Below are 22,954 nucleotides of genomic sequence, written 5' to 3' on the forward strand. Positions count from 1 at the left end.
ATCCCGCAGATCCGCCATGGCAGCCCTTGATACACCGCACAAATTTGTAGCCGCCATCTTCACGCTCTGTTAAAGTCCGCGCCCAGCGCTGCCGGGTCCGGCAGCCAGGCACAGCCGTCGCCATGCCTCCGTCCGATCTTCTTTCTACGGAGCGATGCGCGTGCGCGTCAATTTGCTGCCCCTGTCTGTGTCCGTCGCCGCGGTTCTGGTCTTGCATGCTCCAGCGCCTGCGCTGGCCGCCGAGGCGGATGTCGCCGATCCCACCACCCTGGACCGCGTCGTCGTCACCGGCGAAAAGCGCGCGCGCACGCTGCAGGACACCACCAGCAGCGTGGCGGTGACCACCCAGGCGCGGATCGAGCAGGAAAACCTGCAGAACCTCTACGAGGTGTTCAACCGCACCGCCAACGTGGCGCAGAGCTACGGCGATACCGGCTTCACCATCCGCGGCATCCGCGAGATCGACGGCGGCGGCGATGCGCCGCTGGCCACCATCTACCTGGACGGCGCGGCGTTGCCGCAGAACGCGATCAGTTCGGCGCCGCTGAGCCTGTGGGACCTGCAGCAGGTGGAGATCCTGCGCGGGCCGCAGTCCACGCTGCAGGGCGAGAACGCGCTGGCCGGCGCGGTGATCCTGCGCACCGCCGAGCCGACCATGGACTGGGAGGGCAAGCTGCGGGTGCTGGCGTCCGATCCGTCCGACCGGACCCTGGCCGCGGCGTTCGGCGGCCCGCTGGTGGCCGACGAACTGGCGTTCCGCGCCTCGGTCGAGCAGCGCAGCTTCGAGGGCTACAGCTGGAACGACACGCGCCAGGCCTCCGACGATGCGCAGCACGCGCTGACCTATCGCGGCAAGCTGCTGTGGACGCCGTCGGCGATCGAGGGGCTGAAGGTCCAGCTTGGCTACACCAAGGCGCATCGCAACGGGCCGTACCTGTACGTGTACGTCCCCACCGACGAGGCGGACTACTTCAAGCGCCGCGTCAATCACGACAACACCCCGAACCGCAGCCAGACCGACAGCGACATCGCCACCCTCGACGTCGATTACGCGATCGATGCGGCCTGGTCGCTGTCGGCGGTGACGGCCTGGAACAAGGTGGACATGGACAGCAGCTGGGACGGCGACCGCAGCGCCGCCCAGGTCGCCTACGCCAGGCGCCTGGCCACCACCCGCACCACTTCGCAGGAAGTGCGCCTGAACTACGACGGCCAGGCCTTGGACGGCCTGTTCGGGCTGTACTGGGCCAAGCACGACACCCAGAACGACGTGGTCAACCGTCTCAACGTGAATACCCCACTCGCCACCATCACCCGCCTGCTGACCGGCGCGGGTTTCCCGGCCGCCAATGCCGCGGCGATCTCGGCCGCCTACGGCCAGGCGTTGCCGGTGATCCCGGTGCTGTACGTCAGCGACGCGCCGACCACCTCGGAGAACCGCGCGCTGTTCGCCGACGGGCAATGGCATGTGGGCGGCGGCTTCTCGCTGATCGGCGGCTTCCGCTACGACCGTCAGCGCTACGAGATGGCCTCCAGCACCACCGCGACCTTCGTCGGCAGCTATCCGAGCGCGGCCAGCTTCGCCAGCCCCGGGACCGCGCTGTACCAGGCGATCACCGCGATCAACGCGGGCGTGGCCGGCATCGTCGATGCGGCCAGCGGCGAGGTGCCGGACAACACGCGCGACTTCAGCGCGTTCCTACCCAAGCTCGGCGCGCGCTATGAATGGAGCCCGGACCTGGCCGCCAGCCTGGTGGTGCAGCGCGGCTACCGTTCCGGCGGCTCCAGCTTCAACACCGCGCGCAGCCAGGCCTTCGCCTACGACCCGGAATACACCTGGAACTACGAGGCCTCGCTGCGCTCGCAGTGGCTGGACGGGCGCCTGAGCGTCAATGCCAACGCCTACTACATCGACTGGAAGGACAAGCAGGTCTTCGCCTTCTTCGGCCTCAACGACTACGACTACAACACCGTCAACGCCGGCCGCGCGCACCTGTACGGCTTCGAGCTGGAGGCCAGCCACCGGCTCGGCGAAGGCTTCGACTGGTACGCCTCGCTGGGCTATTCGCGCACCCGCTTCGACGAGTTCAAGACCGTGGCCGATGCCGAGATCACCGACTATGCCGGCCGCGAGTTCGCCTATGCGCCGCGCTGGACCGCCGCGCTCGGCGGCAACTGGCGCTTCGGCGCGGGCTGGGTCGCCAATCTCAACGCCAACTTCCGCGACAAGGTCTACACCGACATCGGCAGCGATGCGCCGCGGCTGGCCTCGCGCACGCTGCTCAACGCCAAGTTCGGCTACGAGAACCTGGACTGGAGCGCGTGGGTGTTCGCCAACAATCTGCTCGACCGGCAGTACATCCAGTACCGCTGGGCGGATCAGCCGATCGCCATCCTCGGCGCACCGCGCGTGGTCGGCATCGGCTTCGAAGCGCGCTGGTAACCCACGATGGCCATGCACGCGCTGACCACTGCCCTGTACCTGCTCGCCGCGCCGCTGGCGGCGCTGGCGTTCTACCTGGCCACCGCGCACCAGCGCCTGTGTCCGGCCTGGCGCCGGCATGCGCGCGCGCTGAACGTGGCCGGCGTGGTGTCGAGCGTGCTGGCGCTGGCCGCGGCGATCGCCGCGCTCGGCGTGTGGGCCGGCATCTTCGCGGCGCTGAGCGCGCTGATGCTCGCCGCGGTCGCGCTGCCGTACCTGGATGCCTGGCGGCACCTGCGTGGAGGCCGCGCCGATGTGGGCTAGGTGGCTGGCGGCGATCGTGCTCGGCCTGCCGCTGGCGGTGGGCGTGGTCGGGCTGTGCGTGCTGCTGTGGCCGGGCGCGCTGCAGGTGCACACGCTGCCGTGGTTGCTGCTGGTGTTCCCGCTGTGGATCGGCGCGATGTCGCTGGCGTTCGTGTTCCGCAGCGGTGCGCGCGCCTGGCTGTGGCTGGGCCTGGCGACGCTTCTGTGCCATGGTCTGCTGTACGCGTTGAAGGCCGCCGGCCTGGTGCAGGTGACGGTATGAAGGCGGCGACCTTGCGCCAGTTCCTGTCGGCCCACAGCTGGATGGGTCTGCTGGCCGGCATGGCCTTGTTCATCGCCTTCTATGCCGGCGCGATCACCGTGTTCACCCACGAGCTCAACGACTGGCCGCGCGCAGCGGCGGTCGCCGCCCCGGCGACGCAGACGCCGGAACAGGCGGCGCAGGCCCTGCAGGATGCGGTGCTGGCGCGGCATCCGACGCTGGCCGAGTCGTTCTCGCTGATGCTGCCGGGGGAACACGGCGCGTTGCCGCGGCTGTATGCGTTCGGGCCGGCGGCGCAGCCGTTCGGCGGGGCGGTGCAGTTCCAGCTCGGTGCGGACGGGCGACTGGTGCAGCTGCCGCAGCGCAGCGGCTTTGCCGATTTCCTGTACGACCTGCATTTCACCGCCGGGCTGCCGCGCACCTTCGGCACCTACCTGTTCGGCGTGGTCTGCATCCTGTACGGCCTGGCCCTGGTCAGCGGCGTGGTGCTGTATGCGCCGGTGTTCCTGAAGGACCTGTTCGCGCTGCGCCTGGGACGCAACGTCAAGCGCCTGTGGCAGGACGCGCACAACGCGATCGGCATGCTGTCGCTGCCGTTCCACGTGATCTTCGCCTGGTCCGGCGCGGTGCTGACCCTGGGCGTGCTGCTGCTGGCGCCGTTCCAGTACCTGGTGTTCGACGGCAAGCTGATGCAGGTGTTGGAGCCGGATTTCGAACTGACCCCGCATGTGCAGCCGGCGCAGACGAAGGCGCCGCCGTTGCCGGTGGCCGACCTGCTGGCGCGCGCGCGTGCGGCCAGCCCCGGCTTCGTGCCGGAGAGCCTGTCCTTCCACGACGCCGGCGACGCCAACGCGCGCGTGGAGATCTACGGTCACCAGCCGCAGCGACGGCTCAACACGCTTGCCGGCGTCGCGATGGAAGCGGCCACCGGCAAGGTGCTGCGGGTGCTGGCGCCGCAGAGCATGTCGCCGGGCGTGGCCTCGCTGCGCGGACTGCAGGCGCTGCATTTCGCCAACTTCGGCGGGGCGCCGCTGCAATGGTTGTATTTCCTGCTCGGCCTGGCCGGTGCGTTCCTGTTCTACAGCGGCAACCTGCTGTGGGTGGAGGCGCGGCGCAAGCGGCGCCAGCCGGCGCAGCCGTGGCGCACGCATGCGCTGGCGCGGCTAACGACCGGCGTCTGCCTGGGCTGCGTGGCCGGCGTGTCGGCGTTGTTCGTCGCCGCGCGGCTGTTGCCGCCGGGGCAGGAGCGTGGCGTGTACTACGCCGTGTTCGGGCTGGGCGTGGCCTGGGCGTTGCTGCGTCCCACCGCGCGCGGCGCCTACGAACTGCTGTTGGCCTGCGCGGTGCTGACCGCGCTGGTGCCGTTGGCCGCGCTGCGCGGCGCCGGCGGCTGGGTAGCGCCGTGGAGCAGTCCGCTGCTGCTGGCGGTGGACGGCTGTGCCGTGGCCCTGGCCTGGGCGTACTGGCAGATGGCGCGCGCCACCCATCGCCGTGGCCGCAACGGCGATCCCAACAGCGTATGGGCGCTGCCGGCGAAGACCTGAGCGCTGGCGCTGTACTTCGGCCGTCGTTCGGGCCGCTGCGGCAACGCCGCGCGCGCTGTGGCATGCCAGCCGCGGCGCCTCCATGCCGCATCCTGTCGCCCGCATGCGCTGCGCATCGCACGCATGCCCGACCGCGAAAAGTGGACAATCGCGCGCCAGTGATTTCTCATGTGCATGGAAGTCGAAGTCTGCAGCGTTGGCGCTGGGCGTCGCACGGCAATTTTTGTGACCGCCACCACGTTCTGTTCCGCGCTGCCGCGTACAGGGGATTGCATGCACCAACGCTACGAAGGACCGCCCGACGCTCCGTCCGGCGAGGCCTACGCCAGGCAGTTGCGTAGCGGCTTCGCCGCATTGCGCTTCGATCCGCCGCTGGAGCTGGCGTATCGCCGCTATACCGCATCGACGATGGGCTTCGCGCAGCGTGTGGCGGCCTCGCTCGGGGTGCTGATCGCGCTGGCGTTGCTGGCCTGGGACGCGTTGCATTTCGGCTGGACCGGCAGCACCGGGCTGGTCGGCTACGCGGTGGCGGTGCGCGCGGCCACCTTGCTGGCGTTGCTGTGGGTGGCGGTGGCGATCCATCGCGCGCATGCGCACGGGCCGGGCCGTGCGGCGCTGCTGCTGCTGGTCGGTGGCACCGGGCTGGTGCTGTCGAGCATCGGCTATCCGCCGCAGGAACTGCGCTATGCCGCCGCGGTGATGACCCTGGTGATCGTCGCCGGTTTCTTTCCGCTGGGCCTGGCGCTGTGGCAGAGCGTGGCGGTGGCGCTGACGCTGTGCGCGATCAGCGCCGCGGCCGCGCATCTGCTGCTGGACGGCGCCGCGCAGGCCGGCTACCTGCGGCTGCAGTGGTTGCTGTGGGCGGCGGTGCCGATCGGCGCGGTCGGCGGCTATCTGCGCGAGCATTCGCGCCGCGAGGGCTTTCTGCAGCGGCGGGTGCGCGACGACGAAGCCTTGCGCGACGCGCTCACCGGCCTGGGCGACCGCCGCCGTTTCGACGAGCACCTGGCGGTGGCGCTGGCCGAGACCCGGCGCCTGCAGCGCGGCCTGGCGTTGATCCTGGTCGAACTGGATGGGTACGCCGCCTTCGTGCAGCGCTACGGCCCGCGCGAGGCCGACCGCGCCGTGGTGGACGTGGCCGAGGTACTGCAATGCCTGCTGCGGCCGATGGACGTGACCATGCGCATCGACGACGGCCGCTTCGCGCTGGTGCTGTACGACGCCAGCGGCGCGCACCTGCGCCAGGTGGCGCCGGCGCTGCGCGACATGGTCGAACTGTTGGCGATCGCGCATGCCGACATGGCCAACGAACAGCTCGGCGTCAGCGTCGGCGCGCTGCTTGCCGCGCCTGACGACACCGCCGCCATGCTGATGCAACGCGCCGAAGCGCTGCTGCAGCGCGCGCGCATCGGCGGCGGCAACCAGGTGGTGCTGGCCGAGGACACGGGTTGGTGACAGCGCCGGCGCCGGCGCGGGTCGGATGCGCAGTGCGATGCTGGCCGCGAACGCTTGTGGTCTTTTGCGGAATGGAGGCTTTGCATGCATCTGCGCGACATCGTGCTGGTCCTTGTGATCGTGGCGGCGGCAGCGGTGCAGGGATGCGTCGCGCTGGATCTGCTCCCGCCCAACCCCGTTTCCAAGGCCATCGAACGCAGCGACGATGCCGACCGCCTGCGCGAGACGATGCGGCAGGCCGGACTCGACGATGCGGTGACGCGCGTGCGCCGGATGGAGCACGCCTGCAAGCCACCCGATGAACTGATGCAGCGCGATTACGCGTATTTCTATGTGGCCGAGGTCGCGAAGATTCCCGATGCGTTCTGGGCCGGCAAGGCGGCGCAGCGCCACTGGCAGCGCGGACCGGCGCACGGCGCCGTGCAGAAGGACGCATTGCGCACGGCGATCGGGTTCAACGATTCGCCGGACTGCCCGTGGCTTCCCACGCAGGCGGACATGGATTCGTCGCGCTTCATGCTGGCGTTCCTGCGCATCGCGTCGAGCGAGGGAGGGTCCGAGGATCCTTCCTGGCAGGAAGTCAACGAGGTCAGCATGCTGGCCTACGATACCCGGACCTCCAAGCTCTACTACCTTTCTGCCAGCTTGTGAGCGCGATGGTGTGCGGCTTCCACGGAATGTCCTGCACGTTGTAGGAGCGGCTTCAGCCGCGACAGGCTTTCCCGGTAATGCCCGTCGCGGCTGAAGTCGCGCCTACATGGCGTGGCGCGATCTCGAGCGAAGACGCGCTGGCGAATGCGATCGGAAGCAGCTAGCCGTCACCAAGCTCGGATGGCATGCGCGCGTCGGCGGGCGTCCTGCACCACCTCAGAACGTCCCGCGCTGCACGAACGGCACCTGCTGGTAGAGGCGCCGCTCGCCGCCACGCGGGTCGTGCGCCAGGCGGCTGTCGGCATCGAACAGCATGGTCTCGCGCCGGGCGAGCGAATACGGTTCCCAGCGCGGCAGTCCGGCGTGGTTGGGATCGCCGTGGCGGGCGAAGGCGAGCAGCGCTTCGCTCATCGCATCGGCCACGCGCTGCGCGTCGGCGCCGTCGCCGGTGCGCGAACCGGGCTGGCGAATGTTGTCGAACACCAGCGGGATGTCGAGGGTGTGGAACGCGCCGAACTTGCCGCCGTCCAGCGGCGAGCCCCAATCGAGTTGGTAGGCCCAGGTCGGCGCGCCCTGCCGCGCGCGCGCCTCGGCTTCCTCGATCGCGCCACGCCACGAGCGCCCGGCCGTGGTCGCGGCGAAGAACACCTCGCTCGGCGTGTAGTGCGGGTACAGCCGCCGGTATTCGGCGATCACCACCTGCGGCAGCAGATCCACGAATTGCTCCTGCTCCAGTCTGGCCGGCAGCGTGTCCCAAGTCAGCGCGAAGTTGGCCGGATCGTTGCCGAGGAAGGCGCGGGTCTCGTCGTGGGTGTTGCCGATCACCATCGGGATCCGCGCCGACTGCGGCGGCGCATCCGGCCAGAACGGGTGCCGGTGCAGCACCTGCGCATCCAGCACCGGGCCCAGGTACAGGGACGTGTTCTCCACCCGCGACGGATCGCGCGTGCGCGTGGCCTCGAGCAGGCGTTGCATCGGCAGCGTGCGCAGCGCCGCCAGTTGCGTGGCATCGAGCTGCAAGGCCTGCAGCAGCAACTGCGCGCGCTGCGTGGCCGCGCGCGGCCCGGCGGCGGTGACCTGCTGGCCGCTCATGGTCCACGCGCGGTGGAACAGGCCCTGCGCGGCCGGCATCGCCATCAGCGTGGCGATCTTGGCGCCGCCGCCGGATTGGCCGAACACGGTGACGTTGCCGGCGTCGCCGCCGAACTCGGCCGCATGCGCGCGCACCCAGTGCAGCGCCTGCACCAGGTCGAGCTGGCCGACATTGCCTGACGCGGCGAACGCGGCGCCGCCCAGCTGCGCCAGGTACAGGTAGCCGAAGGCGTTGAGGCGATGGTTGACGCTGATCACCACTGCGTCGCCGCGCCGGCACAGGCGCGCGCCGTCGTACTGCGGATCGCTGCCGGAGCCGTTGTTGTAGGCGCCGCCGTGGATGTAGAACAGGATCGGACGCTTGGCGCCGTCGCGCAGGGCGGGCGTCCACACGTTGAGGAACAGGCAGTCCTCGCTGACCGGGTCGAGCTTGAGCTGCGGTGCGGAGGCGGCGTAGCCGCTGCAATCGCGCACGCCGCGCCAGGGCTGTTCCTGCAGCGCCGGCTGGAAGCGGCGCGACGCGGTGTCGGCGCCATAGGGAATGCCCTTGAACACCTGTACGCCCTGCTCGCGATAGCCGCGGATGCGGCCGCTGCGGGTGCGTGCCAGCGGCGCGTCCGGATCGGCGGGCGCGGGCGCGGCGCCGGCGCTGCCGCCAGGCAGGGCGCCGCTCAACGCCAGTGCGCCGAGTGCGCTGCCGTGCAGGAAGCGGCGCCGGCCGTGGTCGTCGGGTGCGGTGGATGCGGTGGCGGCAAGGTCGGCAGGCGGGATGGCGGCGGGTGGGGTCATGCGTGGCGGAGTCCGTGGGCAAACGCCGCCGGCCATGGGTTCGGGCTGGCAGCGGAAAGGGTCGGGTGGATGCGGCGCGGCACGCCTATGTCGAGCGCCGCGCAAGACGGCCCGGTGCGGGCGGCGTTCGGGCGCGGGGTCATGGCGGCGTGGTGCATGGCGATGCGGCAGCGCCGGTTACTGCTTCGGCGCGGCAGGCGGGATCGGTGCCAGCGCGGCCGGGTCGCCCTGCACGCTGCGCATCCATTCCAGCGCCTGGGTCGGCCATGCGGCCAGCGGCAGGCCGGCGATGCCGCGGGTGCCGAAGCCATGGCCGCCGTGCGCGAACAGGTGAAGTTCCGCCGGCACGCCGGCCTGGCGCAGCGCCTGGTAGAACAGCAGGCTGTTCTCCACCGGCACCACGCGGTCGTCCTGCGCGTGCACCAGGAACGTCGGCGGCATCGCCGGTGTCACGCGGTTCTGCAGCGAATAGGCTGTCATGGTGGCGGGATCGGGATGGCGGCCGAGCAGCCGCAGGCGCGACCCGGTATGCGCCGCGGTGCCGCTGCCCATGTCGATGACCGGGTACAGCAGCAGCAGGAAGTCCGGCCGCGCGCTGAGCCGGTCGATCGCATCGCGCGCCGGAGAGACGCGTTCGTCGTAGCGGGTGCCGAGGCTGGCGGCGACATGGCCGCCGGCGGAGAAGCCGATCGCGCCGACCCGGTGCGGGTCCACGCCGTAATCGGCGGCGCGCGCGCGGATCAGGCGCAGCGCGCGCTGTGCGTCGGCCAGCGGCAGGTCCCGTTGCGCCGCGGCGTCGGCGCCCGCCGCTTCCGCATCGGGCAGCCGATAGCGCAGCACGAACAGGGTGATGCCTGCCTGTTCGGCGAAGATCGGCAGCAAGGCGCTGCCTTCCTTGTCCAGCACGATGCGCGCGTAGCCGCCGCCAGGGGCGACCAGCAGCGCGCTGCCGTTCGGCGTCTTCGGCCGGTACACCACCAGGTAGGGCTGGTAGCGGCCGCTGATGGCGCGGTCGGGCAGCGCCGGGTCGTCGCTGCGGTCGACGATGCGCGCCTGGTCGGGGCCGGGCACGGAGCCTGGCGCCGGATCCGGCCACAGCGGGATGCGCGCCGCTTGCTCGGCCGCGGTTTCGCTGCTCGGGTGCTCGGCGGCGAGCGCGGGGCCGGCGAGCGCCAGTGCCAGCAAAACGCCCAGTGCGCCCTGCCAGCGCTGGCGCCACGCCAGCGCCAGCGCGCCGGCCGCCTGTCTCAGGATCGGGCGCGAGGCCCGGCGCTGCCGGCCGGTGTCGTCGGCAGCATCCGCCAGCGCCACGCCAGCGCCTCCCGTTGTCGTCGTGTTCCGCATCCGTCGCCCTCCCAGGTCAAGGATGTGCAGCTAATCCGCTCGCACGGCGCCGCGCAAGCGACGGGTTCTTGCAGAAGGGATCGGGTCGCAGCGCTTCAGCGAATCCCCACTCCCGAATGCCCGATCCCGGCTTTTTGCCGCACCGCACATTGCCAATGACACCGGTTTACCATATACAACTGCGCAACGCGCTGTCGATGAGCGGCGCAGCAATTCTTTCGATCCCCCACATTCTTGCGGAGATGCCCTTGAGCACTCATTCCGGTCCTTCGGACACGCCACCGCCCGCGTTGGCCGACATCGCGGCCCGCTTCGTCCAGGCCCGCCAGCAGGGCCGTTCGCTGCCCGATTTCCCCGGGATCATCCCTGACGACCTGGAAACCGCGTACCGCGTGCAGGACCTGGCGATCGCGCAATGGCCGGATCGCGTGGTCGGCTGGAAGGTCGGCTACATCGCCGCCGAGCGCCGCGACCACTCCGGCGACGAGCGCCTGCTGGGCCCGATCTTCGCCCGCAACCTCTGGAATGCTACCGGTGGAACAACGGATATTCCGGTGTTCGACGGCGGCTTCGGCGCGGTCGAGGCCGAGTACGTGATGCGGCTGGACGCGGACGTGCCGGCCGACCAGCTGCACTGGACTGCGGAGCAGGCCGCGCAGGTGCCGTCCACGCTGTTCATCGGCGTGGAAGTGGCCAGCAGCCCGCTGGCCACGATCAACCAGCTGGGGCCGCGCGTGGTGATTTCCGACTTCGGCAACAACAACGGCCTGATCCTGGGGCCGCAGGTCCCCGACTGGACCACGCTGGACGAGGCCGCGCTGCTGGCGGAAACCTTGATCGAGGGCCAGCGCGTCGGCAGCGGCGGTGCCACCCTGTTGCCGGGCGGGCTGCGCACTGCGTTCGCGTTCGCGCTGGCGCGTTCGGCGCGGCGCGGCCGGCCGCTCAAGCGCGGCGAGCTGATCGCCACCGGCAATGCCACCGGCATCCACGACATCGCCATCGGCCAGCACGCGACGATCCGTTTCGACGGCTATGGCGAACTTCATTGCAGGGCGGTCGCGGCCTGAGCCGCGGCATGCCGACGACGCGCGGGAGGGCGCAGCATGATCACTCGTAGAGGTTTCCTGGGCGCAGGATTGGCCGCGGCGGCGGCGGCCCCGCTGGGCACGCTGGCCCAGGCCGGCGGCGGCAGCCGGCTGCTCACCGCCACCGACGTGCACGTGGCCGACTACCCCACCGTGGAGGCGGTGCGCTGGTTCGGGCAGACCCTGGAACGGCAGACCGGCGGGCGGCTGAAGCTGCGCCAGTACCACTCCGGCCAGCTCGGCCGCGAAGCGGAAGCGATCGACATGGCCCGCTTCGGCGCCATCGACATCACCCGCGTCTACTCCGGCGCGCTCAACAACACCTTCCCGCTGACCCAGGCGCTGTGCCTGCCATACGTGTTCGACTCGGTGCCGCACCTGCGCCGCGCGATCGACGGCCATGTCGGCGACAGCATCCTGGCCAGCTTCGAGCAGCGCGACCTGGTCGGCCTGGCCATCTACGATTCCGGCGCGCGCTGCTTCTACAACACCAAGCACCCGCTGCACCGTCCCGAAGACCTGCATGGCCTCAAGCTGCGCGTGGCCTCGTCGGACATCTTCCTCAAGCTGATGCGCATGCTCGGCGCCAATCCGACGCCGATGTCGCTGGGCGAGACCTTCTCGGCGATGGAGACGCACATGATCGACGGCGCCGAGAACAACATGCGCAGCTTCCAGTCCAGCCGCCATTTCGAGGCCGCGCGCTACTGGTCGCAGAGCGAGCATTCCTATGCGCCGGACGTGCTGGTGATGTCGCGGCGCAGCTTCCAGGCGCTGTCGCCGGGCGACCGTGCGCTGGTGGTGGAGACCGCGCGGCAATCGGTGGCGGTGATGCGCAAGCTGTGGGATGCGTCCGAGGCGCAGGCGCGCCAGGAAGTGCTCGACTACGGCGTGGCGGTCAACGAGGTGGACATGCCCGCCTTCCGCAAGGCCGCCGCGCCGCTGCTGGCCGAATACCGGCGGCAGCCGGAGATCGAAGCCCTGTACCGCCGCATCCGTGATTTCGCCTGAGGCCATGCCGATGACCGACCACGCCATTGCCGTCCCGGTGGCGCCGCTGCAGCGGCTGCTGGACCGGATTTCCAACCTCGCCATCGGCATCGCCGCCGCCGCCCTGCTCGGGCTGGTGGTGGTGCAGGGCTGGCAGGTGTTCACCCGCTACGTGCTCAACGATTCGCCGAGCTGGACCGAGCCGGTGACGCTGCTGCTGCTGAGCACCGCGATGAGCCTGGCCGCCGCCGCCGGCGTGCACACCCGGCGCCATTTCGGCTTCTTCCTGCTGGCCGAGAAGATGCACGCCCACGTGCGCCGCGCGATCGACCTGATCCGGCCGCTGATGATCGCCGCCATCGGCGCGGTGATCGCCTGGTGGGGCGCGGTGCTGTTGCTGGACGGACTGGACATCAAGATGGCCGGCGCCACGCTGCCGCAGAGCATCAACTACCTGCCGCTGTCGATCGGCGGCGCGCTGATGAGCGTGTTCGCGCTGTACCAGGCGTGGCAGGTGCTGCGTCCGGCCACCGCTGAAGGAGTGAACTGAGCCATGGCCATTGCAATCCTGCTCGGGCTGTTCGTGCTGTTGCTGTTGATCGGCGTGCCGGTGGCCTACGCGCTGGGCGCCGCGGCGCTGGCGACCATCATCTACTTGGACCTGCCGGCGATCGTGCTGGTGCAGCAGATCTCCGCCGGTAGCGGTTCGGCGTCGCTGATCGCGATTCCGTTGTTCATCTTCGCCGGCGAGCTGATGCTGCGCGGCGGCATCTCCGAACGCCTGATCGCGCTGGCGTCGTCGCTGGTGGGGCGCATGCGCGGCGGCCTGGGCCAGGTCAGCGTGCTGTCCTCGCTGTTCTTCGGCGGTGTGTCCGGCTCGGCCATCGCCGACGTGTCGGCGGTCGGCGGCACGATGATTCCGCAGATGATCAAGCGCGGCTACGACCGCGACTACGCGGTCAACGTGAGCATGACCGCGGCGCTGGTCGCGCTGCTGGTGCCGCCCTCGCACAACCTGATCCTGTTCTCGGCCGCGGCCGGCGGCGGGCTGTCGATCGCCGATCTGTTCGCGGCCGGCATCTTCCCGGCGCTGCTGATGACCGCGGCGATGATGATCACCGGCTACGCGGTGGCGCGCCATCGCGGCTACGGCACCGAACCGTTCCCGGGCTGGCGCGCGGTGGCGCTGCGCCTGGTCGGCGCGCTGCCCGGGCTGGGCCTGGTCGCGCTGATCTTCGTCGGCATCCGCGCCGGCATCTTCACCGCGGTGGAGAGCGCCGCCATCGCGGTGGTGTACGCGCTGATCGTCACCGCGCTGCTGTATCGGCAATTGCGTTGGGCCGAGTTCTTCGCCGCGGTCACGCATGCGGCGCGCACCACCGGCGTGATCCTGTTCGTGATCGCCACCGCGGCGGTATTCGGCTGGCTGCTGGCCTACCTGCAGGTGCCGGCGGCGGCGGTGTCGCTGCTGCAGTCGATCGCCGACGGCAAGAACACCGTGCTGCTGATGATCGTGGTGATGCTGCTGCTGCTGGGCATGTTCATGGACCTGGCGCCGAAGATCCTGATCTGCACGCCGATCTTCCTGCCGGTGGTGAAGGCCTACGGCATCGACCCGATCCATTTCGGCCTGGTGATGGTGCTGGCCGGCGGCATCGGCCTGATCACCCCGCCGATCGGCTCGGTGCTGTTCATCGGCACCTCGATCGGCCAGATCACCGTGGCCCAGAGCATGCGCACGATCTGGCCGTTCTGGCTGGCGGCGCTGTGCGTGCTGCTGATCGTGGCGTTCTTCCCGGAACTGTCGCTGTGGTTGCCGCGCGCGCTGCGTGCCTGATGCGCGGCGCCGCACGCAGCCGCTGCGGCGCGAACCAAGGAGTGCACGACATGGCTTCGCCTACAACCTCGCCTCTGCGCTGGCTGCTGCTGGCCGGCCTGCTCGCCGCCAGCGCGCTGGCCGCGGCGGCCGACTGGAAGCGCGGCATCGAACACCAGCGCATCGCCGACCAGGGCAACGGGACTTTTCTCAATCCGGTGCTGGCCGGCGACCATCCCGATCCGTCGGTGCTCAAGGACGGCGACGACTACTACCTCACCCTGTCCTCGTTCGACGCCTACCCCGGCCTGCCGATCTGGCACTCGCGCGACCTGGTCAACTGGCAGCCGCTGGGCCACGCCATCAGCGAGAACGTCGGCGCGATCTGGGCGCCGGACCTGATCAAGCACGGCAACCGCTACTACATCTATTTCCCGGCGCGGCGCGGCGAGCAGGGCCAGCGCAGCAACTTCGTGGTCTGGGCCGATGACATCAAGGGTCCGTGGAGCGCGCCGATCGACATCGGCCTGGGCAAGTACATCGACCCCGGCCATGCGGTCGGCGAGGACGGCAAGCGCTACCTGTTCCTGAGCGGCGGCGACTACGTGCAGTTGTCCGACGACGGATTGAAGGTCGTCGGCACGCCCAGGCATGTCTACGACGGCTGGAAGTACCCGGAAAGCTGGGACGTGGAAGCCTATGCGCAGGAAGGGCCGAAGATTACCCGTCACAACGGCTGGTACTACATGACCACCGCGGTCGGCGGCACCGCCGGCCCGCCGACCGGGCACATGGTGATCACCGCGCGCGCGCGCTCGATCCACGGGCCATGGCGCAACGCGCCGAACAATCCGATCACCCGCACCCAAAGCGCGGCCGAGCCGTGGTGGTCGCGCGGCCACGCGACCCTGGTCGAAGGCACCGACGGGCGCTGGTGGATGCTCTACCACGGCTACGAGAACGGCTACTGGACGTTGGGCCGGCAGGCGCTGCTGGACCCGATCGAGTGGACCGCCGACGGCTGGTTCGTGGCCAAGGGCGGCGATCTCGGCATGCCGCTGAAAAAGCCCAGCGGGCAGGCGCTGCCGCACGGGCTGGCGTTGTCGGACGATTTCCGCGGCGGCCGGCTCGGCCCGCAGTGGTCGTTCTTCAATCCGGGCCGCGACGAGTCCCAGCGTCTGTCCTTCGGCGACGGCACGCTGAGCATGCAGGGCAAGGGCCGCGCCCCGCGCGACAGCTCGCCGCTGACCGTGATCGCGCCCGATCCCGCCTACCAGTTCGAGGTGGAGATGGAGATCGAACCCGGCGCGCAGGGCGGCGCGCTGCTGTTCTACAGCGAGCGCCTGTACGCCGGGGTGGGCAGCAACGGCGAGGCCTTCGTCATGCACCGCTACGGCGAGGAGCGCCCGGCGCAGCTGGCGCCCAGCGCCAAGGGCGGCCGCCTGTGGCTGCGGGTGCGCAACGACCGCCACATCGTCACCATTCACAGCAGCCGCGACGGCACCACCTGGACCAAGTACCCGGTGCAGATGGAAGTGTCCGGCTATCACCACAACGTCGCCGGCAAGTTCCTGGCGCTGAAGCCGGCGCTGTATGCGGCCGGAAATGGAAAGGTGCATTTCCGCCAATTCCGCTACCGTGCGCTGGAGTGAACATGACTACCGGTAGAATCCGTCCTCTTCCGTCCGGTTTTCCGTCCATGGCGCCGAGCAAACCCCCTTCCGCCGATGTCCACGCCTCCGTCCACGGCAAGGCCGCGACGATCAACGACATCGCGCGCCTGTCCGGGGTCTCGAAGAAAACGGTGTCGCGGATCATCAACAACTCGCCGCTGGTGCGCAAGGACACGCGCGAGAAGGTCGAGGCGCTGATGCGCGAAGTCGGCTACGCGCCGGATCCGCTGGCGCGCGGGCTGGCGTTCCGGCGCTCGTTCCTGATCGGCATGGTCTACGACAACCCGACCGCGCAGTACATCGTGGACATGCAGTACGGCGCGCTGGACGCGCTGCGCGGCTCCAGCTTCGAACTGGTGGTGCATCCCTGCGACAGCCGCAGCCCAGGCTATATCGAGGGCGTGCGCCGCTTCGTGCAGCAGCAGAAACTGCATGGCGTGATCCTGGTGCCGCGCGCCTCGGAAGACCAGGCGCTGGCCGACATGCTCGCCGGCATCGGCGTGCGCTACACCCGCATCGCCTCGCTGCCGCTGGACGAGACCTCGCAGATGGTGGTCACCCACGACCGCGACGGCGCCGCCGAAGCCGCCGACTACCTGCTGTCGCTGGGCCACCGCGAGATCGCGCTGATCACCGGTCCCAGCGCCTACCGCTCCGCGCACGAGCGCACCGCCGGCTTCATCGACGCGCTGACCCGGCGCGGCATCGAGTTGCCGCCGGAGCGCATCGTCGAGGCCGGCTACACCTTCGAATCCGGCGTGGCCGCGGCCGAGAAACTGCTGCTCGGCAAGCAGCGCCCGAGCGCGATCTTCACCGGCAACGACGAGATGGCGGCCGGCGTGTACAAGGTCGCGCTGCGTGCCGGCATCAACATCCCGCGCCAGCTGTCGATCATCGGCTATGACGACAGCCCCCTGGCCTCGCGCCTGTGGCCGTCGCTGACCTCGGTGCGCCGCCACACCCGCGACACCGGCCGCACCGCCGCGGCGATGCTGATCCAGCCCGAAGGCACCCCGGCGCTGGCGATCGCCAGCGTGCGCCCGCACCTGATCGTGCGCGACTCCTGCCAGCCGCCGGAAGACTGAGCGCGGCAACTGTCCGCTGCGCGGGCAGTTGCCCCCAAGGTTCTGCTTTGCAGAACCTTGGGCCCCGGCGCCGAGCCTGCCGAATCCCCGCGCCTTCGGCGCGCCCCCTTTACCAAAGGGGGCTTTTCTCCAGACGGGATGCAGCAATCGTCGCCAAGAAGATCGGCCTGCCCGATATGTCGCCGTGTCCGTGAGCGCCAGCGGCGCGCGGCGCCGATTGCGCGTCCAAACTCTCCGCCGCTGGCCCCGAATCCCCAATCCCGAATCCCAGCCTTTCGTGCACTGCGCAATGACACCGGTTTACCAGAGCCGCTAGAATGCCCTCATGCGGGCTGCCGCGTGTCCCTGCTTGCCCCGGAGATCCCCATGTCCCTGTACTGCAAGACCCACTACGCCACCCATCCCGACGCCATCAAGGGCGCCAGCAACGACCAGTTGCGCGAGCTGTACCTGCTCGATGGCTTGTTCGTCGCCGACGCGGTCACGCTGAAGTACACCCACTACGAGCGCTTCGTGCTCGGCGGTGCCGCACCGGTGAGCAAGCCGGTGGCGCTGCCGCAGCAGACCGAACCGGCCTCGGCCGCCGGCCACCCGTTCCTGGAGCGCCGCGAGCTGGGCGTGATCAACGTCGGCGCCGGCAGCGGCACGGTCACCGTGGACGGCACCGCCTACGCGCTGGGACCGAAGGACGGGCTGTACGTGGCGATGGGCAGCAGCGAGGTCAGCTTCGCCTCCGACGACGCGGCCAACCCGGCCCGGTTCTATCTGGCCTCGACCCCCGCGCATGCGCGCTTCCAGACCAGGCAACTGTCGATCAAGGACGCGGTGGCGCTGGACCGCGGCGCGCTGGAGACCAGCAACGAGCGCACCATCTACCAGTACATCGTGCCGGCCACCTGCCAGTCCTCGCAGCTGCTGCTGGGCCTGACCGTGCTCAAGCCGGGCAGCGTCTGGAACACCATGCCGCCGCACCTGCACGACCGCCGCAGCGAGGTCTATTTCTACTTCGACCTGGGCGCCAACGACCGCGTCTACCACTTCATGGGCGAGCCCGACGCGCAGCGCCACATCGTGATCCAGAACGACGAGGCGGTGGTGTCGCCGCCGTGGTCGATCCACATGGGCGCCGGCACCAGCAACTACGCCTTCATCTGGGCGATGGGCGGCGAGAATCTGGACTACACCGACATGCACGTGCTGGACATCTGCCAGCTCAAGTAAGCCGCCGCGCGCGCCACCTGCGCCGCCGCCCGCCACCGTATCCGCATCACTCTAGGGAGCACCCGCAATGACGAATCCGTTCAGTCTCGAAGGCAAGGTCGCACTGGTCACCGGCGCCAACACCGGCCTCGGCCAGGGCATCGCGCTGGCGCTGGCGCAGGCCGGCGCCGACATCGCCGCCGCCGGCATCCAGGCGCCCACCGAGACCGAGGAAAAGGTCAAGGCGCTGGGTCGCCGCTTCGTCGCGATCGAGGCCAACCTGATCAGCATCGAGCCGGTGCAGCGCGTGCTCGACGAGACCCTGGCCGGCCTCGGCCGCCTCGACATCCTGGTCAACAACGCCGGCCTGATCCGCCGCGCCGACGCGGTGGATTTCAGCGAGCAGGACTGGGACGACGTGATGAACGTGAACATCAAGTCCGCGTTCTTCATGTCGCAGGCCGCCGGCCGCCACTTCATCGCCCAGGGCAGCGGCAAGATCATCAACATCGCCTCGATGCTGTCGTTCCAGGGCGGCATCCGCGTGCCCTCGTACACCGCCAGCAAGTCCGGCATCGCCGGCATCACCCGCCTGCTGGCGAACGAATGGGGCGCCAAGGGCCTGAACATCAACGCCATCGCGCCCGGCTACATGGCCACCGACAACACCGCGCAGCTGCGCGCCGACGCCGCGCGCAACCAGTCGATCCTGGAACGCATCCCGGCCGGGCGCTGGGGCGTGCCGGAAGACCTGGGCGGCACCGCGGTGTTCCTGGCCAGCAGCGCTTCGGACTACGTCAACGGCACCGTCATCCCGGTCGACGGCGGCTGGCTGGCGCGCTGAGCCAAGCACATACCGCCGCAGCCGACGCTCCTCCCTTCTCCCTGCGGGACCATGGCACCCCCTTTTTGGGAGAAGGTGCCCGCAGGGCGGATGAGGGTCGGCCCGTACGCATACCAACCAGATGCGAATGAAGGTCGGCACCGCAGGCACCGCATCGATCACACGCAACACTCTTCCCCCGCAATCGGAGACACCCATGAAAATCGCACTAATGAACGAGTTCAGCCAGGCCGGCAAAAACCCGGTGATCCTGCAGCAGCTCACCGACGTGGCCGGCGAACAGGGCCACAGCGTGTTCAACGTCGGCATGGACGGCGACAACGATCACCGCCTGACCTACATCCACCTGGGCATCGTCGCCAGCCTGCTGCTGAATTCGAAGGCGGTCGATTTCGTCGTCGCCGGCTGCGGCACCGGCCAGGGCGCGATGATGTCGCTCAACGCCTACCCGGGCGTGTTCTGCGGCTACTGCATCGAGCCGACCGACGCCTACCTGTTCGCCCAGGTCAACAACGGCAACGCGCTGGCGCTGGCCTTCGCCAAGGGCTACGGCTGGGGCGCGGAGATCAACGTGCGCTACATCTTCGAGAAGGCCTTCAGCGGCGAACGCGGCATGGGCTATCCGGCCGAGCGCCGCGAATCGCAGCAGGCCAACGCCGGCATCCTGGCGCAGGTCAAGCAGGCCACCGCCAAGTCCTACCTGGACGGCCTGCGCGCGCTGGATCCGGAACTGGTCAAGCAGGCGGTCGGCGGCGAGCGCTTCCAGCAGTGCTTCTTCGGCAACGCGCAGGACGCGGAGATCCGCGCCTTCGTCGCCGGCGTGCTGGGCAAGCCGGAAGCCGCCGCGGCCTGACCGCACAGCGCCGCGCTCGAGCTCCTCTCCCGCGGGAGAGGGGTTGGGGTGCGGGCCGAACAGGATCGACCCACCGGCACCACGCTTCCCTCCTATCGGCTTGGCGTGCTTCCGGCCGACAGGCGCAGGGTGCCAAGCGCAGACACAGCGCAGCGGAGTCCACCACATGCGCCTGCTCCTTTCTGCATTGCTGTTGTTCTGCGCAGGTGTCGCCTGCGCCGAACCGCAGCGCGTGTTCATCGCCGGCGATTCCACCGCGGCCGACTACGGCCCCGAGCGCGCGCCGCAGGCCGGCTGGGGCCAGGCCTTGCAGAGCTATCTGGATCCGGCCGCCTGGCAGGTGCGCAACCACGCCAAGGGCGGGCGCAGCGCGCGCAGCTTCATCGCCGAGGGCCGCCTCGACGCGATCGCCAAGGATCTGCGTCGCGGCGACGTATTGCTGATCCAGTTCGGGCACAACGACGCCAAGGTCGAGGATCCCAGCCGCTACGACGATCCGCAGCAGGCCTATCCGCAGTTCCTGGCGCGCTACGTGGCGCTGGCCCGCGACAAGGGCGCCACGCCGATCCTGCTCACGCCCGCCGCGCGCCTGCTGTACGACTTCGGCTCGCTGCTCGACACCCACGGGCTGTACACCCAGGCGATGCAGCGCCTGGCCGCCGAGCAGCAGGTGGCGCTGATCGATCTGAATGCCAGCAGCAGCGCCTGGATCCGCGCGCTGGGCGAGCAGGCGGCCAGGCCGTATTTCCTGTTCGTGCCGGAACAGGGCAAGGCCGACGGCACCCATTTCAGCCACGCCGGCGCGGCCGCGGTGGCCTGCCTGGTGGTGCGCGACTGGGCGGCGCTGCAGCCGACGTTGAAGGCGCAGCTGCGCCGCGACATCGACTGCGGGATGCCGGCCGGCAGCGCGGCGGCGGCGCATTCGCCGCTCGCGCAATCGACGCCGCCGACATCGCGGGTGGTGCAGGAACGCGAGCTCGCCCGCACGCAACCCGGCCCGCACGGCGGGCCAGGCGAAACCACCGCCTATCCGTTCTTCGCCGACGCCCCCGGCCTGGCCTTCGTGCTGCGCAAGCGCGTGCTGCACAAGGGCGCCGGCATCGGCCTGCACCTGCACGACAAGGACGAGATCTACTACATCGTCAGCGGCCGCGGCCTGTACGCGCTGGACGGCAAGCAGTATGCCGTCGGTCCCGGCCACGCGCTGCTGACGCGACCGGGCAGCACGCATGCGCTGCAGCAGGTGGGGGAGGAGGACCTTGTGGTGCTGCTGGCCTATCCGACGGCCACGCCGCGTTGAGTGCGAGTGTGGCGTCATCGATGCGCTGCAGGCGCCAGCGCGGGCGTGCCGTGCTCGCTAGCGGGTGTCGTTCAACAGGTCTTGCAGCACGTCCGCGTCGGCCGGATAGCTGAACTGGGCCTCGTCGGCCGGCTGGAAGTCCGGCCCGCGCAGGAAAAAGACGCGCTGCGTGCCGGTAGCGCTCCGCTGTATCACGCCAAGGCTGTAGTGCCACATCTGCCACTCGGGGACCACCAGCGTCGCCGGCACGTTGGTGGCCTCGGACGCGACGATCCGATCGATGCGCAGGCGGTAGCGGATCTGGTTTGGGCTACCGGGGCCGGTGCGCGCCTGCGGATCGGTCACCGGCTTGCCTTGTCCGTCGACCATGTCCACGGCGGTGATTGTGGCGACCAGGACGTGGTCGGTCTTGCCGAGTAACGCATCCAGCGACATCGGCACGATCGAGGTGGCCCAAGCCGGTATCGCCAACGCCAATGCCAGCAACAGCATCCACCGCTTCATCTTCATCGCGTGCTCCCATGTGCGCTGTGCGCCGTCAGGTCCGTAATCCGCTGGCAACGACGGCCTTGCCACCACGCTACACGTCGCCGTCGCGGCTCCAGCCCTCGCCGGTACCGCGCTGGTAAACGCGGTCCCCGGCCTGCACGTCGCCAGCGGCGATGTGCTCCTGCCGGCTCAGCTGCGCATAGAGCGGAGTGAAGTCCGGCGCGGTCGCCTGCATCAGCTGTTCGAAGCTGTCGATGACGAAGTAGGTCTTCTGGAAGGTGTCGATGCGGTAGCGGGTGCGCATGATCCGCGCCAGGTCGAAGCCGATGCGGTTGGGCGCGGCCGATTCCAGCGCGTACAGCGATTCGCCCTTGGACGAGACGATGCCGGCGCCGAAGATGCGCAGGCCGTCGGCGCTGGCGATCAGTCCGAATTCCACCGTGTACCAGTACAGGCGGGTGAGGTTCTGCAGCGCGTCCGGACCGATGCCGTGCGCCTTCACCCCGCCGCGGCCGTAGGCCTGCATGTAGTCGGCGAACAGCGGATTCATCAGCAGCGGCACGTGGCCGAACAGGTCGTGGAACAGGTCCGGCTCGGCGATGTAGTCGATCTGCTCGGGGCGGCGGATCCACCAGGTCACCGGGAAGCGGCGGTTGGCCAGGTGGTCGAAGAAATCCAGTTCCGGCAGCAGGCCTTCGACCCCGACCAGGGTCCAGCCGGTGGCGGCGCCCAGCACTTCGTTGAGCTGTTCGAAGCGCGGGATCGCCTGCGGACTCATGCCCATCGCGTCCTGCGCCTGCAGGAATTCGTCGCAGGCGCGGCCGACCAGCAATTCGCGCTGGCGCTGGTACAGCGTGCCCCAGGTGGCATGGTCGTCGGCGCTGTAGCTGTCCCACGGCTGCGCGACCACGGCGGTGGTGTAGACCGGCACGTAGCCCTTGTCGGTCTGCTGGTGTTCGACGCGGCGCGGGGCGGTGTCCATGGGCGGCGGCTCCGGAAGGGGATACCGACGATGGTAGGCGCCAGGCCACGCAATGAGCTTGCGAAGTTGCGCGATTCCAGCGGTTGCGCGCAAGATTGTTGCAGTGAACCCATGTTGCAGGGCAATAAATGACCGAATCGGCCCTGTTCGACCGCACCGACCTGCGCCTGCTGGCGCTCCTGCAACGGCAGGGCCGGGCCAGCAACGCCGACCTGGCCGCGCAGGTGAACCTGTCGCCGTCGGCCTGCCTGCGCCGGGTGCAGCGGCTGGAGGCAGACGGTGTGGTTGCCGGCTATGCCGCACGGCTGGTGCCCGGCGCGATCGGTCTGGGTCTGCAGGCGTTCGTGCGTGTGCAGCTGGAAAAGCACGGGCAAACCGGCATCGCCCATTTCGCCGACAGCGTGCAGGGCTGGGACGAGGTCGTCGCCTGCCACGCGCTGACCGGCGACATGGACTACCTGTTGCACGTGTACGTACGCGACCTGACCCACTTCTCCGCGTTCCTGCTGGACAAGCTGCTCAATGCCGCCGGCGTGGCCGACGTCAATTCCAGCTTCGTGCTGCGCACGGTCAAGGACTTCGCCGGCCTGCCGCTGCCGCGCGGCTGAGCCTGCGTCCGGGTCGCTCGGGCAACGGCGGATGCGTGTCGAAGTGTGACAACGCTTGTTAAGTTGTTGCTAACGATTTACATTTGCGTCTACGACGGCCGCAACCGGCCAGCGCCTCCCCGCTCGATCCCGCCAGCCCCGACCCT

21 protein-coding genes are annotated in these 22,954 nt (G+C 69.6%); 17 read left to right on the top strand and 4 right to left on the bottom strand.

Annotated elements, in window-relative coordinates; translation table 11 throughout:
* The first annotated feature begins 211 nt into the window (after positions 1-211).
* The 6 genes from H9658_RS17585 to H9658_RS17610 all read left to right on the top strand — a co-directional run bounded on the left by H9658_RS17585 (position 212) and on the right by H9658_RS17610 (position 6,658).
* A complete protein-coding gene (locus H9658_RS17585) occupies positions 212-2,443 on the top strand; it encodes a TonB-dependent receptor (protein ID WP_225210075.1) in 2,232 nt (743 codons plus the stop codon).
* Positions 2,444-2,455: 12 nt separating this feature from the next.
* Positions 2,456-2,746: a hypothetical protein gene (locus tag H9658_RS17590; protein WP_406848141.1), complete on the top strand. Its 291-nt coding sequence runs from the start codon at positions 2,456-2,458 to the stop codon at positions 2,744-2,746.
* Positions 2,736-3,008: a hypothetical protein gene (locus tag H9658_RS17595; protein ID WP_179570378.1), complete on the top strand. Its 273-nt coding sequence runs from the start codon at positions 2,736-2,738 to the stop codon at positions 3,006-3,008. The genes H9658_RS17590 and H9658_RS17595 overlap by 11 nt, the downstream gene beginning before the upstream one ends.
* Positions 3,005-4,552 (top strand): PepSY-associated TM helix domain-containing protein, encoded by a 1,548-nt coding sequence (locus H9658_RS17600; protein WP_191826352.1) that lies wholly within the window; start codon positions 3,005-3,007, stop codon positions 4,550-4,552. Before H9658_RS17595 ends, H9658_RS17600 begins: the two co-directional genes overlap by 4 nt.
* A gap of 273 nt (positions 4,553-4,825) precedes the next feature.
* Positions 4,826-6,007: a GGDEF domain-containing protein gene (locus H9658_RS17605; RefSeq protein WP_179570382.1), complete on the top strand. Its 1,182-nt coding sequence runs from the start codon at positions 4,826-4,828 to the stop codon at positions 6,005-6,007.
* Positions 6,008-6,091: 84 nt separating this feature from the next.
* Complete coding sequence (locus H9658_RS17610) at positions 6,092-6,658, top strand: hypothetical protein (protein ID WP_191826353.1); 567 nt, start codon at positions 6,092-6,094, stop codon at positions 6,656-6,658.
* A gap of 216 nt (positions 6,659-6,874) precedes the next feature.
* On the opposite strand, the gene H9658_RS17615 is transcribed toward H9658_RS17610, so the two are convergent.
* Positions 6,875-8,539 (bottom strand): carboxylesterase/lipase family protein, encoded by a 1,665-nt coding sequence (locus H9658_RS17615; RefSeq protein ID WP_191826354.1) that lies wholly within the window; start codon positions 8,537-8,539, stop codon positions 6,875-6,877.
* A gap of 177 nt (positions 8,540-8,716) precedes the next feature.
* Positions 8,717-9,769, bottom strand: coding sequence for an alpha/beta hydrolase (locus H9658_RS17620; protein ID WP_406848142.1), 1,053 nt, complete (start codon positions 9,767-9,769; stop codon positions 8,717-8,719).
* Between the two features lie 356 nt (positions 9,770-10,125).
* Between H9658_RS17620 and H9658_RS17625 the strand changes: the two genes are divergently transcribed.
* From H9658_RS17625 to H9658_RS17670, 10 genes are all read left to right on the top strand, one after another.
* Positions 10,126-10,950, top strand: a complete 825-nt coding sequence (locus tag H9658_RS17625) for a 2-keto-4-pentenoate hydratase (protein WP_191826355.1) — start codon at positions 10,126-10,128, stop codon at positions 10,948-10,950.
* A 36-nt stretch (positions 10,951-10,986) separates the two neighbouring features.
* Complete coding sequence (locus H9658_RS17630; RefSeq protein ID WP_191826356.1) at positions 10,987-11,979, top strand: TRAP transporter substrate-binding protein; 993 nt, start codon at positions 10,987-10,989, stop codon at positions 11,977-11,979.
* A gap of 10 nt (positions 11,980-11,989) precedes the next feature.
* Positions 11,990-12,508 (top strand): TRAP transporter small permease, encoded by a 519-nt coding sequence (locus tag H9658_RS17635; protein WP_191826357.1) that lies wholly within the window; start codon positions 11,990-11,992, stop codon positions 12,506-12,508.
* 3 nt (positions 12,509-12,511) lie between these two features.
* Entirely contained in the window at positions 12,512-13,795 is a 1,284-nt protein-coding gene (locus H9658_RS17640; RefSeq protein WP_191826358.1) for a TRAP transporter large permease, read from the top strand.
* Positions 13,796-13,845: 50 nt separating this feature from the next.
* Positions 13,846-15,426: a family 43 glycosylhydrolase gene (locus H9658_RS17645; RefSeq protein ID WP_191826359.1), complete on the top strand. Its 1,581-nt coding sequence runs from the start codon at positions 13,846-13,848 to the stop codon at positions 15,424-15,426.
* Between the two features lie 47 nt (positions 15,427-15,473).
* Positions 15,474-16,532, top strand: coding sequence for a LacI family DNA-binding transcriptional regulator (locus tag H9658_RS17650; protein WP_179570398.1), 1,059 nt, complete (start codon positions 15,474-15,476; stop codon positions 16,530-16,532).
* 366 nt (positions 16,533-16,898) lie between these two features.
* Positions 16,899-17,753: a 5-dehydro-4-deoxy-D-glucuronate isomerase gene (kduI, locus tag H9658_RS17655; protein WP_191826360.1), complete on the top strand. Its 855-nt coding sequence runs from the start codon at positions 16,899-16,901 to the stop codon at positions 17,751-17,753.
* 67 nt (positions 17,754-17,820) lie between these two features.
* The gene (gene kduD / locus H9658_RS17660) at positions 17,821-18,576 is read left to right on the top strand and encodes a 2-dehydro-3-deoxy-D-gluconate 5-dehydrogenase KduD (RefSeq protein ID WP_179570402.1); all 756 of its coding nucleotides are present in this window, start codon (positions 17,821-17,823) and stop codon (positions 18,574-18,576) included.
* 196 nt (positions 18,577-18,772) lie between these two features.
* Positions 18,773-19,429 (top strand): RpiB/LacA/LacB family sugar-phosphate isomerase, encoded by a 657-nt coding sequence (locus H9658_RS17665; RefSeq protein ID WP_191826361.1) that lies wholly within the window; start codon positions 18,773-18,775, stop codon positions 19,427-19,429.
* Between the two features lie 166 nt (positions 19,430-19,595).
* Positions 19,596-20,729 (top strand): GDSL-type esterase/lipase family protein, encoded by a 1,134-nt coding sequence (locus H9658_RS17670; protein ID WP_191826362.1) that lies wholly within the window; start codon positions 19,596-19,598, stop codon positions 20,727-20,729.
* A gap of 57 nt (positions 20,730-20,786) precedes the next feature.
* On the opposite strand, the gene H9658_RS17675 is transcribed toward H9658_RS17670, so the two are convergent.
* Positions 20,787-21,239 (bottom strand): hypothetical protein, encoded by a 453-nt coding sequence (locus tag H9658_RS17675; protein WP_191826363.1) that lies wholly within the window; start codon positions 21,237-21,239, stop codon positions 20,787-20,789.
* 70 nt (positions 21,240-21,309) lie between these two features.
* Entirely contained in the window at positions 21,310-22,200 is an 891-nt protein-coding gene (gene phhA, locus H9658_RS17680) for a phenylalanine 4-monooxygenase (protein ID WP_191826364.1), read from the bottom strand.
* A 128-nt stretch (positions 22,201-22,328) separates the two neighbouring features.
* On the opposite strand from phhA, the gene H9658_RS17685 reads away from it, so the two are divergent.
* Entirely contained in the window at positions 22,329-22,808 is a 480-nt protein-coding gene (locus H9658_RS17685) for an Lrp/AsnC family transcriptional regulator (RefSeq protein WP_179570412.1), read from the top strand.
* Positions 22,809-22,954: the final 146 nt, after the last annotated feature.

The sequence above is a fragment of the Xanthomonas bonasiae genome (assembly GCF_014836395.1).
GTDB lineage: Bacteria > Pseudomonadota > Gammaproteobacteria > Xanthomonadales > Xanthomonadaceae > Xanthomonas_A > Xanthomonas_A bonasiae.